Source organism: Collinsella aerofaciens, from assembly GCF_015555045.1.
Classification (GTDB): Bacteria; Actinomycetota; Coriobacteriia; order Coriobacteriales; family Coriobacteriaceae; genus Collinsella; species Collinsella aerofaciens_W.
Map to the genome: position 1 here is coordinate 46,679 of NZ_JADNJQ010000014.1, position 12,248 is coordinate 58,926.

The window sequence follows — 12,248 nt, forward strand, 5'->3', positions numbered from 1 at the left end:
TTATCTGTCTGCCACACCCGAATCATTAAGAAAACAAAAGCCGCGCGCTCTTTCGAGCACGCGGCTTTTAACATACACATGGCTTAAGGGGTCGGGGTGTGAGCCGCGTAGGGACACACCCCTCAAGCTAGAGCCTTACCAGATGCTCGGCCAGAGACCAAGCGGGCCAGCGCCCAGGATGCCAAGGACGAAGAGCAGGAGAATGCCCTTGGTCGGGGTCCAGCTGTGCTTAGCGAACATGTAGTAAAGCAGCAGCGTAAGCATAAGCGGGACGAGCTTCGGGACGATGGTGTTGAGGGTGTCGGCAACAGAGAAGTTGACCGGATCCTCGGTAACGGTGCCGTAGGTCACGGACTCCATGCCGTTACCCAGATCGGTGACGCCGCACTCGACAGCGTTGCCGTCGGCATCGGAAGCGGTAAGGGCGTTGCCGTCCTTATCGGTCATGGCGATGGTACCGGCCTCAGCGGTCTCGGTATCGATGCCCTCCATACCGGTGAAGTTCTCGGCCTCCTTCTCGGAGACGATCACGGTAGTAGCGGAGAGACCACGGGTGGTGCCGTTGGGGATCTGGAGGTTGATCTGGGTGCCACCCATGGTGACGACCAGGCAACCGACGACGAAGACGCCCATGATGGAAGCGGCACGCGTGAAGGCCTGCATGTTGGCGGTCAGAGCGTCAATAGCGCTGGTGCCAAGCTTGTAGGACCAGTTCATGAGCCAGAAGCGCAGAGCGAACTGGACGACGTTGAAGATCACCAGGAAGATGATCGGTGCAGCGGCGTTGCCGTTGATGGCCATGTTGGAGGTGATGCCGGCCGTGATAGGCACGAGCGTCAGCCAGAACAGGGCGTCACCGATACCACCGAGCGGGCCCATTGCGGCGACGCGGACGGCGCGGATCGTGGGGATGTCAACCTTGTTCTGCTCGAGCGAAAGCACGATGCCCATAACAAAGGTGACAAGGAACGGGTGGGTGTTGAAGAACTCCAGGTTGTGGCTCATGGAAGCCGCGAGGTCGTTCTTGTTGGTGTGGATCTTCTCCAGACCGGGGATGATGGAGTAGAGCCAGCCAGCGGCCTGCATGCGCTCGTAGTTGAACGATGCCTGCAGGAAGCAGGAGCGCCAAGCCATCTTGTTGAGGGTCTTCTGGTCGAGCTGCGGAGCAGGAGTGAGATCCTCGTAGTGCTCCGGGATCACATACTCATTAGATGCCATCTTCGAAGTCACCTCCGTCAGAAACAGCTGCACCCTTCAGCTCGGTCTGCTGCTGGAAGTCCCAGAAAGCGATGCCGAAGCCGATGAGAGCGAGGATGAGCAGAGCAGGGGTTGCCAGCGAATCGTTGGCAACGGTGATGAGCGCGAGGCCAAAGCCCATGAGGAAGAAGCCCCACATATCGCGGTTCATCATAACCTTGAGCAGGACGGCGAAGCCGACGAAGCGCATCATGCCGCCTGCAGCGGACAGACCGGTCTGCAGCCAAGTCGGGATGGCGGAAGCGATGGTCTGACCAATGGTAGCGCCAGCGATGAAGAACAGGGTGACGACGACAGCGAAGATCAGGCCGAGCAGAGCCATGGCGAAGTAGTTCAGGCGCTCGATGCCCTTGGTGTCCGCGTTATGAGCCATGTTATCGGCCGTGGACATAAGCGGGGACATAAGCGTGAAGACCAGGGTAACGCCGAGCTGACCAAGCAGGGCGAACGGAATGGCAAGGCCGACTGCCGCGTTGGGCTCGAGACCCGTAGCGATAGCGAGAATGGCTGCCATGATGCCGCCGATGACGGCGTTAGGCGGCTGAGCGCCTCCGATCGGCATGTTGCCGATCGTCATGAGCTGATAGGTACCACCCACGAGAAGACCGGTGTTGAGGTCGCCAAGGATAAGACCGATGACGGCGCCGGTGACAATGGGCTGATAGAGAGACTCGAGGAAGTCAAACTGGTCGATTGCCGCGATGAACGTGACGACGAAGACCAGAGCGATCTGGATGATCGAGTATTCCATCTTGCTCCTCCTTTCAAAATGAATGTACGCACTTTGGATATCACGTACAGAACGTCAGGGTTTCACTCCTGACAACGTGGATCACGAGGATTACGAGAAGAGCTTGCTCGTGTCCTCAACAGGCGTGCTCGGAACGCGCCTGATCTCCAACTCCACCCCCAATTCCTGCAGCTCTTTAAACGCAGCGACATCCTCGTCGTTAACTGCGACGGAGGTGGCGACTTGGCGCTTTCCTTCCGACATGTGCATGTTGCCGATGTTTACCTTCTTTATAGGCACACCGCCCTTGACGAGCGTAAGCACGTCTTCCGGTGTTTCGGCCACGATGAAGATCTTCTGGCGCGGGCTCGCCTTGCCAATGACGTCGATGGTCTTCTGCAGGGAGAAGAAACGCGTAGCGACGCCGGCGGGAGCGGCCATCTTCATGAGGTTCTGGCGCATGGTGTTGGACGCCACGTCGTCGTTGGCGACGAGGATGAGGTTGGAGCCCAGAGTGGAGTTCCACTGGGTGGCAACCTGACCATGAACCAGTCGGTTATCGATGCGGGTAAGAAGAATGTTGGGTTCTGCCATGTTGATCAGCTTCCTTTCGTTATTTGCTGACGACAGTTACTTAATCTCCTGAATCGCGTAACGCGAAACATCTACGACGGCTCCGGATCGGACTTTGATCTGGACCTTCTCGCCTTCGATGCCTTTGACGGTTCCGTAGATACCGCCGGCGAAAAGAACCTCCTGACCCGGCTTGAGCTCGGTGTGCAGCTCCTTGAAGTACTTCTGCTTCTTCTTCATGTTGATTTGCGACCAGATGGTGTAAATCAAGCCCATGATGACAAGCAGGCCTAAAAGGGCGACCGAGGAGCTCAGGACGTTGGCTCCGAAATCGGCCATTAGATGCCGTCCTCGTCGCCGAAGATATCCTCTTCGTCGGAGCCGGCAACGGATGCGACCGTCTGGGCGGTGATGCCCGTCTGGCCAACGGTCACGGCCTGCTCGCCAAGCTCGGCGAGCGTGGCGTTGCCGCGGAGGAACAGAAGCTCAATAACCATGGGAAGGTTGGTGCCGGTCAGAACCTCGACGTTGTCGACATCCTGGGCAATCATCATCGCCTGGTTGAACGGGGTGCCACCAAGCAGGTCGGTAAAGACGAGCACGCCATCGCACTCCTCGCGCATGGCGGTAATAGCGGCGCGGAGATCCTCACCGTAGGAAGCAGCCTGGTCGCCCTCAAAAGGAACGACGGTAAAAGCGGGCTGGTCGCCAGCAACCATAGCGATAGCGCTTGCGAGGCCGGGTGCGAACTGTCCATGACCGGTAAGAATAAAGCCAACCATTCAAATTTCCCTTCCGAAGGTGTGTACGATCTGAGTCCGATGATTTTCGGAAGCCAGCGGGCGCTCGCCCTTAAAGCTTCTTAGAAAGCGTACTTTGAAGACCAGTGGTTTCTAAACTGGTAGTAACCACGTGACGTGTTGTTGTCACTATATCACCCCAGAAGAGGTCGCTTTCGTTGATTCATACGGTAAAACGTTTTTGCACCGCTCACGGTGATATTTCGACCGTTTACCGGTCGTTAACACTTCTACCTGCGGTTTTGAAACCGTTTCGAAATGCTTTGGAAAAAGATCGGGACTTTTCCTGTGTCTAAACAACGCAGGGCAGCTAAAAATAGCGTGTAGAAAAATTGCAGGTCATTGTGAAGATATGTGAATTGGTCTTTTTGACTTAATACCAGTTAGAACCCAGTTTTGAGATTATCGGTGAACGGTAGTTTTCGACCGTTCACCGGTTACTTGTAATCGTTTGCAGCTATTTTCCCATATGAATCGGGGAAACACGATGGAGCGCTTACGCGATCGCACAATCTACCTTCCCAATCTCAGCAGATGGCTCTACAACGCAAAACCCCCTAGAACGATGTCCGTTCTAGGGGGTTTCATCGATATTTCAGCTTCGCACTCGAAAGCTCAGGCAAACCTTACGCAAACAGGCCGTAGATGCTGATGTTGGCCTTGGCGTAGAGGCCGTTTGCATACTCGGTCCACTTGGAGCTAGCGCTCGAAGCCTGCGAAGAGTACTGCTGGTAGGCGGTGTAATAGGCGGTCATGGCCTGCTTGTAGGTAGCGCTATCAGCCGTAAAGGCATCGTCAGCGAAGGCCTTAGCGTAGGTGCTATCGGCGTCCTTCCAGGTGCCCTTTTCGCTATCCCACTCGTCGCCGGCAAGTTTGATGATGTAATCGGCGTAGTCCTTGCTCGCGGTCTCCTCGTTGCCGTCAGCAGGCTCGGTCGGGGCGGTCGGCATGCTTGCGGAGCTATCGCCCACCTTCTTCTTGTAGAGCTTCTGCAGCGTCGCGGACTGACGGACGATCTGCTTGGCCTGGTCCTTGGACACGCCATACTGCGTGGCCATGGTCTTGTAGTCCGAAGTGCCGATGGAATCCTCGGCGTACTTCTTCATCTCCTTAGAAGAGACGGTGATGCCCTCGTCCTCGGCAGCGTCGAGCAGGATCTTGTTGCGCACGTAGGACAGGATGACGTCGGCAGAGGGAGCGGTGTAGTTGCCATCGCCATCCTTGACGGTGTCGAGGCTGTACTGGCTCTCAATGGCCTCGCGCGCGGTGATGTCGCTCTTCTTGCCGTTGTAGCTATAGCTTGCCACGGTCGAATCGAGCTGGTCCTCGGTCAGGGTCGCCGAGCCGACGCCCTTGCCGCCAAAACCGCCATTGCCGATAAAGAAGCCGACCACGGCAGCGATCACGACGGCGACCACAAAGGCGGCAATCATCGTCTTCTTGTGCTTGCAAGCGTGGTCGTCCAAGTCGGAGTCGTTGTCCTCATCCTGCTCCTCGGGCATCAGATTCTCGTCAGCGGCGTCCGCGGCGATCTTTGCCTCCAGGCGAGCGTCCTCCTCCTCGGCGGTCGTGCCGGCGGCAATATGCTCGGCAGACGTGCCGGCGACCAGGTCGATCTTCTCGTCCTCGTCACCGTCGGGGCCTTCGCCGCGCTCGATGATCTGGATGCCGTCGATCTCGTCCTTCTCGTCCTTCTTTTGAATCAGACCCATATCGGTTACTCCTTGTTAGGAAACATAGTCCTCAATAGAATACGCCCGACAGAGCGCCGGGCGTATTGATTCTTAGGTTATACGCAAACACTTAAGTACTATTTAGGCGTTTGCAGTCTGCATGCCTTAGGCCAGGTGCGCGATAACGGCATCGGCAAAGGCCTGCGTGCCCACAGCGCCCTCAACGGAGCCGGTCTGGGCACGACGAACGTCGCCGGTAACCTGCTCACCCTCGTCGAGCGTGGCAGAAACGGCGGCGCGAATGCGATTGGCCGCGTCGTTCTCGCCCAGGTGATCGAGCATCATAGCCGCGGACAGAATCTCGGCCGTGGGGTTAGCGATATCCTGGCCAGCGATATCGGGCGCGGAGCCGTGCGTCGCCTCGAAGATGGCGCAGTCGGCACCGATGTTGGAACCCGGAGCCATACCCAGTCCACCTACCAGACCGGCGCACAGGTCGCTCACAATGTCACCGTACAGGTTGGGCAGCACCAGGACATCGAAGTCGTTGGGGTTCTGGACCAGGCCCATGCAGGTGGCGTCGACAATCTTGTCGTTGAACTCGATATCGGGATAGTTGGCGGCCACCTCGCGCGCAACGCACAGGAACAGGCCATCGGTCGCCTTCATGATGTTGGCCTTATGCACGGCCGTCACCTTTTTGCGGCCGCAGCGGCGGGCGTACTCAAAAGCGTACTCCACAATGCGACGGCTCTTGGCGATGGAAATCGGCTTGATTGAGATGGCGGAATCCGCGGCGAAGGTCTTCTGGCCCGAGCGCTCGACGAGCTGCGAGAGCTCCTCGACCTCGGCAGCGCCCTCATCGAACTCGATGCCGGCATAGAGGTCCTCGGTGTTCTCGCGCACGATAACCAGGTCGACGTCGCGGAAGCGCGAGCCGTCGCCCGGCTGCGACAGGCAGGGGCGCACGCAGGCGTACAGGTCAAAATGCTTGCGCAGGGCGACGTTAACGCTGCGGAAACCCGTGCCGACCGGCGTGGTGATGGGGCCCTTGATAGCAACCTTGGTCTCGGCGACCGCATCGAGCACATGTTGGGGCAGCGGCGTGCCAAACTCGTCCATGACGCCGGCACCGGCCTCCTGGACGTTCCAGTTGATCTGGACACCAGTGGCCTCGACCACGCGGCGCATAGCCTGCGTAATCTCGGGACCGATACCGTCACCAGGAATCAGGACTACATCGTGCGCCATAATCTGTTACTCCTCGTCTTCGGCGTCGTCAGATTTTTTTACGCTAGCACGCTTCTTCTTTTTGGAGAGATCCAGGCCAAAACGTTTAACAAGCATTTCGCAAATCTCGCTCGAACGGGCCTTGAGATAGCTACCCTTGCCGTTCTCGGCATCGAACTTAAGGCGCAGCGCGAGCTTCTCGGCGACCTCGGCGTCAATCTCGCCCCGGCCAAACTCGTACAGGCAACCGAGCATGTCGCGATACTCGAGGTCACCGTGGTAGCACTGGATGGCCTCGTCCAGGATGGGCCAAGCCTCGCGCGAACGCTCGACGCTCGTGGCGCCCCACACGCACAGCAGGCGGAAGGCGGCATAGCGCAGCGTGGACGAAATCTCATCGAACAGCGCGGTCTCGGCGCCCTCAAAGGCATCGCCCAGCTGCTCGGGGCAGGTGGTGGCGAGCGCCGCCAGGGCATCGAGAGCCTCCCAGCGGGTCTGAGCCTCGGGGCGGTCGAGCGCCTCGATCAGCGCGGGCACGCAGGGCACGACGCGCTGCGGATCGCGCTCGGCGAGCAGGTGCAGCACGCGGGCGGCAAACTGACGGATGCGGCGCGTGGGGCAGCCGAGCTCCTGGACCAGGCGGTCGACGGCGTTCTCGTTCTCCTCTGCCAGCTGGAGCTGTGCCAGCTCCTCGTCGGTGAGCTGTTCGTCTTTGTTTTCTGCCATAGTTACCTCTTTTTACTATTTCTTAGCGTGCTTGTCAGCACCCTTGCTGTCATCGGTGACCGAGATGAGCTGTCGGTCGGCCGCGCCATTGCGACGCGCACGGCGGCGCTCCTCGGCATCGCCCGCGTCGGCGGCGGCGCGGTGAGCCTTGTTAACGTTAAAGACCTCGTCGTGTTTGCGCCACGGACCGACGGACTCGCCAAAGCTCATCTTAAGGCCGGCGATAAAGCCGCCGAGCCAGCCGATCGGCGCAAACTGCACCAGCGGGAACAGCGAGAACACCCAGGTCAGCAGGATGACTGCCGCCGCTCCCGCAAAGTTGGCAATCCAGTAGTCGCGCTTGGTGATGACGCGCTTTTCGCACGCCCACTGGCCGCACAAAAAGCCAATGTAGATCGCGAAGAGAAAGAGCACCAGCGCAAGCACCACGAACGTCCAGCTCATAGGCGCTACTCCCCGTGATGGTGGCCGCAGCAGCACTCGTGGCCATCATCATGGCCGTGGCCGCCGCAGCACTCGTGGTCCTCGCCATGGTGGTGGCCGCAACCGCACTCATGGTCGTCGCCGTGCTCGCCGCAACCGCAGCCGTCCTCGTGAGCACCGTGCTCTTCGGGACGATACTGCGACCAGTCCAGACCGGCGGCGATGGCGTCGGCCTCCTCCTTATAGAGGACCGTGATGGCCTGGGTGCCCAGCTTGGCACCACCGATGGCATCGAGCATGTCGTAGAGCGTAAAGGCCACGTCGGCGCCGGGCAGCGCAAGCTCGCGATCGTCGGCATAGGCGAGCGCCAAGCGCAGGTCCTTGATGAAGTGCTCGACCATAAAGCCGGGCTTGTAGTCGCCGTCGAGCGCCTTAGGCGCCAGGCTCTCCATGGCGCCGGACTTACCGGTGCCGCCCAAGATCATCTGGCGGGTTTTCTCCAAATCGAGGCCGCTCAGCTCGGCAAATGCCATGGCGTCTGCCATGCCGACCATGCAGGCGCCCAGCGACACCTGGTTGGCGAGCTTGGCAGCCTGGCCCTTGCCGGCGCCGTCGAAGCAGCAGATGTTGGCCGCAAAGGTGGCAAGGATGTCGCGGACCGGCGCGATGTCGTTCTCGGTAGCGCCCACGATAGCCGTGAGCGTACCGGCGATAGCGCCCGACTCGCCGCCGGTGACGGGGCAGTCAAACGCCATGCGACCAGAAACCTGGGCGGCCTCGGCAATGTCACGGGCAAGCTCGGGCGAGCTCGTGGTGAGGTCGATCAAGACCGCACCCGGCTTGGTGCACGCGAGCAGGCCGTCGCCCGCCAGGTAGAGTTCCTCGACCTCGGAGGGATAGCCCACCATGGTAAAGACGACATCGGCGTTCGCCGCGGCATCGGCCGGCGTATCTGCCCAGACGGCGCCGCGCTCGATAAGCGCCGCCGCCTTGGACTTGGTGCGGTTGTTGACCGTGACGGGATAGCCGGCGTCCAGAATGTGGCCGGCGATGGGGGCACCCATAATTCCGGTGCCGATAAATGCGACGGAGAGCTTGTTTGCCATGAAACCTTTCCTTTTGGGTTGGGTGTTGTTACCAGGTTGAATACTCGGTGCCAGCGTTTGGGCTGTGAGTCGAGGGCGATTACGGACGCAGCGCTTGCCTACTGACCGCGCACGCGGCGGGCGATACGGTCGGAAAGCGACGCCTTGTCGGCGCGGTTCTTACCCCAAAACGCGCAGCCCACCATGCCGGGGCCCACGTGCGAGCCGATGGTGGGACCCACGGAGCCGCGAATGATCGTGACGTCGGCGCAACCCTCCTCCTTGCGGATGGCGGCTTCGAGCCAGTCACCATCCTTTTCGGCATCGGCCGTCATGATGGCGATGGGCATGGTGCGATCGGGCACGTAGTTCTCGCGGAACGACTTGAGGATGGACTTGAGCGCCTTCTTGCGGCCGCGGTTGACGCCGATCAGCGACAGCGAGCCGGCCAGGTCGTAGGAGAGCTCGGGCTTGACGTCGAGCTTTGCCGTGAGCTGCGCCGCCGCGGGAGGAATGCGGCCGCCGGCAGCCAGTGCGTCGAAGCTCTCGAGCGTAAAGTGGCCGTGCACGTAGGTTTTTGCCTCGTTTGCCCAATCGACCAGCTGCTTGGCGGTCAGTCCCGCCGAACGCTGGCGCACGGCCTCGAGCGCCAAGAGCGCACCGGTCGCGCAGGGCAGAGCGTTGTCGACCACGTAGAGCTCAAAGTTGGGATACTCGGCGCGCACGACATCTGCCGCCTGGCACGCGGAGTTGTAGCTCGACGACAGCGCCGAGGTAAAGCACAGGTAGACCGTGGGCGTGCCCTCTTTGGCGCACTCGGTAAAAAACTCGATATAGCGACCGAGCGACACAGCCGAGGTGGACACGCGGGCACCGGCGCGCATGCGGTCGTAGAACTCCTTAGGGCTCATGCTCGACCAGATGTCGTCTGTGCGCTCCTCGCCATCGATAATGAAAGGGAAACCCAGGATATCGACATCGAGGTTCGCGGCGACCTCGGGGCTAAAGTCGCAGCAGGTATCGACGACGATGCGGCAACGGTTCGAATGACCGGCGGATGCGGCCTTGTCCATCAAAGCGACTCCTTACGTAAAAAGGCGGCCACCCGCATGGGATGGCCGCCAACCGTTAACTCATGCAAGTTAACGTATTTTACTCGTCAAGTGTTTCGATGCGGGGCTTGATGATGCCATATCCACCATTCTTACGGTGATACACCACATTGATGAGACCGGTCGTCGCGTTCTCGAACACGTAGAAGTCGTGGCCCAGCAAATCGGTCTGCACCAGCGCCTGCTCCTCGGTCATCGGGGTGACATCGATGACCTTCTCGCGGACGAGCAGGTCGTCGTCCTCCTCGGGCAGCAGCAGGTCGGCCAGATCCTCAACGCGCTCGACCGGCGCGACATCCGCGGCACTGGCACCACCCTGGCGGTTGTCCACGACCTTGGTCTTGAACTTGCGCAGCTGGCGGGTGACCTTATCGGCGGAGAGGTCGATGGCAGCATACATATCTGCGCCGTGCTCGGCAACGCGAATCACCGAACCGCGGGCACGAGCCGTGACCTCGACGATTGCCGGGTTGGGGTTCGAGGGGTTCTTCTCATAACGAAGCACGACGTCGACTGTCATGGGCTCGATGTCGAAAACCTTGAGCGCCTCGCCGATTTTCTCATCCACATGCGCACGCAGAGCATCGGTTACCGTCGTCTTGCGTCCAGAAACCTTGATATCCATACGTGGCTCCAATCTGCCTCGGGGACTTACTGTACTGGCTATGTACCCATTGCCGTGCATTTAATCACGCGAATTCCCAAAGACCCGAATAACGACTGCTTGATACCGCATACCGAAGTCTCGCACTTTTCCGTGACAAAGTGCGCTATAGGAAGGCGTCGACGGAGTTAATTTTTCTCCTGGAAATTAGCTTTTACCTGCTAGTTTTAGCAAAATAGAAAAGCCGGGCTCCCCTATTTGGGAGACCCGGCCATGCGTGTTGAAACCGTGAAGAAGCGCCTCGTTCGATGTGTGGTAGACGCCACCCCTACCAATAACTAGCTATTGAGCTTGTTAATGTCGTCGTCGGTGATAGCGCCCTCCTGGCTGGACGATTTATCCTCGGAGGTTGCACCCTCGCTGTTCGAATCGGAGGATGCGGACTCGCTGGATCCGGTGTCGGTCGGCTGCACGTCGGCGCCCGAGACCGTCTTGGTGGTGAGGTCATAGGGTATCGTGCCGTACCAGACGGAGTGGACCGCCTCGAGCGTGCCGTCGACCGTGATGCCGTCGAGAGCATCGCTCACGGCACGACATAGCTCGTCGTTGGCCGCGAGGCCCGCGACGCCGAGCGTCGAGGGCGTCTCGAGCGCGCCGACGTAAGAGATCTGGCTCATCAGGCGCGCGAGGTAACCACCGGCCGTGGAATCACAGATCACGTAATCGACCTCGCCCGACTCGAGTGCTTCGAAGCACTCGTTGATGTTGGAGAAGGTCTTTTGGTTGGCCGTGATGCTCTGCTTGGCAAGCGCTTCCTGCGAGGCCGAGGAAGTCTGAACGCCCAAGGTAGCAGTGTTGAGTGTGTCGGTTGAGACACTCGGGGACTCTCCGTCGCTGGTCTTGCCGAACACGGCGGCAGCATCGTACAGACAGGTGCCAAGCGAGCTGATGTCGCCGCCCGTAGACTTGATGTCGCCAATAAAGATGTCGGCCTTTTTATCGCTGAGCGCGGAATCGGCCGAGGACGCATCGACAAAAGCAACCTTGAGACCCATGCGGCACGCGAGGGCACGAGCGGCATCGACCGCATAGCCCGTGAGGTTTCCGTCGGCATCCTGCATGGCTTGCGGGGCATCGGAAGTATCGAGGGCGACCGTCAGGGTTCCCGGCGTGACCAGGGCATTGTCCGATACCGTGGGGGTAACGGTCTCGCGCTCGATCTGGTCGATCGTGGGCGTCGTGAACGTGGACAGTGGATTGAACGCGCATCCGCTCAGGCCCAAAACGGCAATGACCGCCGCGGCCCCAGCACCTAACCGAGCCGCATGCATCAAGCTGCCCCTCACCATGTCCACTACCCTGCCTTCTGTGTCGTATACGATCCGTGCCCCGCACGGAATATCGGGTTGTTCCCACCAGCTGACCTGGTATTTGACCCCACACTTGCGCACCGGGGCGTTTGCTCGGGAGGCCGCAGCCACCTTCACGACTGGCCCGCTCGCCCGCGAGGCGGTATTGCCCCAAAGAAAGTAGAACGGACGGTGCGGCTTACATCTAGGACGCGCCATGATCGCGCCGCGCGCACGCGGTCGCTTACGTGGATCCCTTTGACCGCGTCTGTCTTGGACTAGGATGGGCATTTCGTCCGTCCGCAACCACAGCCTGGCAGGAACGTAGCGCATTATAGCTAAGTTCAAGCTATAGTTTAAGGTTAGGGACGTTATTCGCATCGCGAGCACAGATTTCGCAGGTCGGGGCGGACCATTCGTGCCCCCATGAAGCCCGGAGCTCCCCCACGGGGAGCCCCGGGGCACCCGTCTCAGGGTGCCATGTGCAAAAAACGGCAAATATGAGTACTGCTACCAATTTAGTAGCAGCGTATTTCCGCCCCACGAGCCCTTTTTGAGTTCCGCACAGCCCGCTTGGCGCCAAGATATTCCACATTCGTTTATTATCTCGGTCGCGCGCGCAGACGTGGTGTAAGAGTGTCCTGAGGTCCGTCGCTGCAAGTCCCGATGTTACTCCTTCTTGAGAC

The 12,248-nt window shown here is 59.8% G+C and carries 13 protein-coding genes; all 13 read right to left on the reverse strand.

Annotated elements, in window-relative coordinates:
* Positions 1-135: 135 nt before the first annotated feature.
* On the reverse strand, positions 136-1,218 hold the full coding sequence (locus I2E45_RS06170) for a PTS system mannose/fructose/sorbose family transporter subunit IID (RefSeq protein WP_055251210.1): 1,083 nt from the start codon (positions 1,216-1,218) through the stop codon (positions 136-138).
* Positions 1,208-2,008, reverse strand: a complete 801-nt coding sequence (locus I2E45_RS06175) for a PTS mannose/fructose/sorbose/N-acetylgalactosamine transporter subunit IIC (protein WP_022094610.1) — start codon at positions 2,006-2,008, stop codon at positions 1,208-1,210. The genes I2E45_RS06170 and I2E45_RS06175 overlap by 11 nt, the downstream gene beginning before the upstream one ends.
* A gap of 90 nt (positions 2,009-2,098) precedes the next feature.
* Positions 2,099-2,581, reverse strand: coding sequence for a PTS N-acetylgalactosamine transporter subunit IIB (agaV, locus tag I2E45_RS06180; protein WP_022094611.1), 483 nt, complete (start codon positions 2,579-2,581; stop codon positions 2,099-2,101).
* 36 nt (positions 2,582-2,617) lie between these two features.
* Complete coding sequence (yajC, locus tag I2E45_RS06185) at positions 2,618-2,899, reverse strand: preprotein translocase subunit YajC (RefSeq protein ID WP_022094612.1); 282 nt, start codon at positions 2,897-2,899, stop codon at positions 2,618-2,620.
* Positions 2,899-3,342 (reverse strand): PTS sugar transporter subunit IIA, encoded by a 444-nt coding sequence (locus tag I2E45_RS06190; RefSeq protein ID WP_022094613.1) that lies wholly within the window; start codon positions 3,340-3,342, stop codon positions 2,899-2,901. Before I2E45_RS06190 ends, yajC begins: the two co-directional genes overlap by 1 nt.
* 644 nt (positions 3,343-3,986) lie before the next feature.
* On the reverse strand, positions 3,987-5,072 hold the full coding sequence (locus I2E45_RS06195; protein ID WP_195445047.1) for a hypothetical protein: 1,086 nt from the start codon (positions 5,070-5,072) through the stop codon (positions 3,987-3,989).
* A gap of 126 nt (positions 5,073-5,198) precedes the next feature.
* Positions 5,199-6,284, reverse strand: a complete 1,086-nt coding sequence (locus I2E45_RS06200) for an isocitrate/isopropylmalate dehydrogenase family protein (RefSeq protein ID WP_195445049.1) — start codon at positions 6,282-6,284, stop codon at positions 5,199-5,201.
* 6 nt (positions 6,285-6,290) lie between these two features.
* Positions 6,291-6,989 (reverse strand): hypothetical protein, encoded by a 699-nt coding sequence (locus I2E45_RS06205; RefSeq protein ID WP_022094616.1) that lies wholly within the window; start codon positions 6,987-6,989, stop codon positions 6,291-6,293.
* Between the two features lie 15 nt (positions 6,990-7,004).
* Positions 7,005-7,433 carry a hypothetical protein gene (locus I2E45_RS06210; RefSeq protein ID WP_022094617.1) on the reverse strand — a complete coding sequence of 143 codons (429 nt, stop codon included), beginning with the start codon at positions 7,431-7,433 and terminating at the stop codon, positions 7,005-7,007.
* A gap of 5 nt (positions 7,434-7,438) precedes the next feature.
* Entirely contained in the window at positions 7,439-8,518 is a 1,080-nt protein-coding gene (locus I2E45_RS06215) for an NAD(P)-dependent oxidoreductase (protein ID WP_138340216.1), read from the reverse strand.
* A gap of 98 nt (positions 8,519-8,616) precedes the next feature.
* Positions 8,617-9,570: a DegV family protein gene (locus tag I2E45_RS06220; RefSeq protein WP_195445052.1), complete on the reverse strand. Its 954-nt coding sequence runs from the start codon at positions 9,568-9,570 to the stop codon at positions 8,617-8,619.
* Positions 9,571-9,649: 79 nt separating this feature from the next.
* The gene (gene hpf, locus I2E45_RS06225; RefSeq protein WP_006236248.1) at positions 9,650-10,234 is read right to left on the reverse strand and encodes a ribosome hibernation-promoting factor, HPF/YfiA family; all 585 of its coding nucleotides are present in this window, start codon (positions 10,232-10,234) and stop codon (positions 9,650-9,652) included.
* 317 nt (positions 10,235-10,551) lie between these two features.
* Positions 10,552-11,562: a substrate-binding periplasmic protein gene (locus tag I2E45_RS06230; protein WP_229058864.1), complete on the reverse strand. Its 1,011-nt coding sequence runs from the start codon at positions 11,560-11,562 to the stop codon at positions 10,552-10,554.
* Positions 11,563-12,248 lie beyond the last annotated feature (686 nt).

What these genes read in the sequence shown, in the direction of transcription:
- I2E45_RS06170 (WP_055251210.1), bottom strand. Translation starts at nt 1,218, where the DNA reads ATGGCATCTAATGAGTATGTGATCCCGGAGCACTACGAGGATCTCACT.
- I2E45_RS06175 (WP_022094610.1), bottom strand. Translation starts at nt 2,008, where the DNA reads ATGGAATACTCGATCATCCAGATCGCTCTGGTCTTCGTCGTCACGTTC.
- agaV (WP_022094611.1), bottom strand. Translation starts at nt 2,581, where the DNA reads ATGGCAGAACCCAACATTCTTCTTACCCGCATCGATAACCGACTGGTT.
- yajC (WP_022094612.1), bottom strand. Translation starts at nt 2,899, where the DNA reads ATGGCCGATTTCGGAGCCAACGTCCTGAGCTCCTCGGTCGCCCTTTTA.
- I2E45_RS06190 (WP_022094613.1), bottom strand. Translation starts at nt 3,342, where the DNA reads ATGGTTGGCTTTATTCTTACCGGTCATGGACAGTTCGCACCCGGCCTC.
- I2E45_RS06195 (WP_195445047.1), bottom strand. Translation starts at nt 5,072, where the DNA reads ATGGGTCTGATTCAAAAGAAGGACGAGAAGGACGAGATCGACGGCATC.
- I2E45_RS06200 (WP_195445049.1), bottom strand. Translation starts at nt 6,284, where the DNA reads ATGGCGCACGATGTAGTCCTGATTCCTGGTGACGGTATCGGTCCCGAG.
- I2E45_RS06205 (WP_022094616.1), bottom strand. Translation starts at nt 6,989, where the DNA reads ATGGCAGAAAACAAAGACGAACAGCTCACCGACGAGGAGCTGGCACAG.
- I2E45_RS06210 (WP_022094617.1), bottom strand. Translation starts at nt 7,433, where the DNA reads ATGAGCTGGACGTTCGTGGTGCTTGCGCTGGTGCTCTTTCTCTTCGCG.
- I2E45_RS06215 (WP_138340216.1), bottom strand. Translation starts at nt 8,518, where the DNA reads ATGGCAAACAAGCTCTCCGTCGCATTTATCGGCACCGGAATTATGGGT.
- I2E45_RS06220 (WP_195445052.1), bottom strand. Translation starts at nt 9,570, where the DNA reads ATGGACAAGGCCGCATCCGCCGGTCATTCGAACCGTTGCCGCATCGTC.
- hpf (WP_006236248.1), bottom strand. Translation starts at nt 10,234, where the DNA reads ATGGATATCAAGGTTTCTGGACGCAAGACGACGGTAACCGATGCTCTG.
- I2E45_RS06230 (WP_229058864.1), bottom strand. Translation starts at nt 11,562, where the DNA reads ATGGTGAGGGGCAGCTTGATGCATGCGGCTCGGTTAGGTGCTGGGGCC.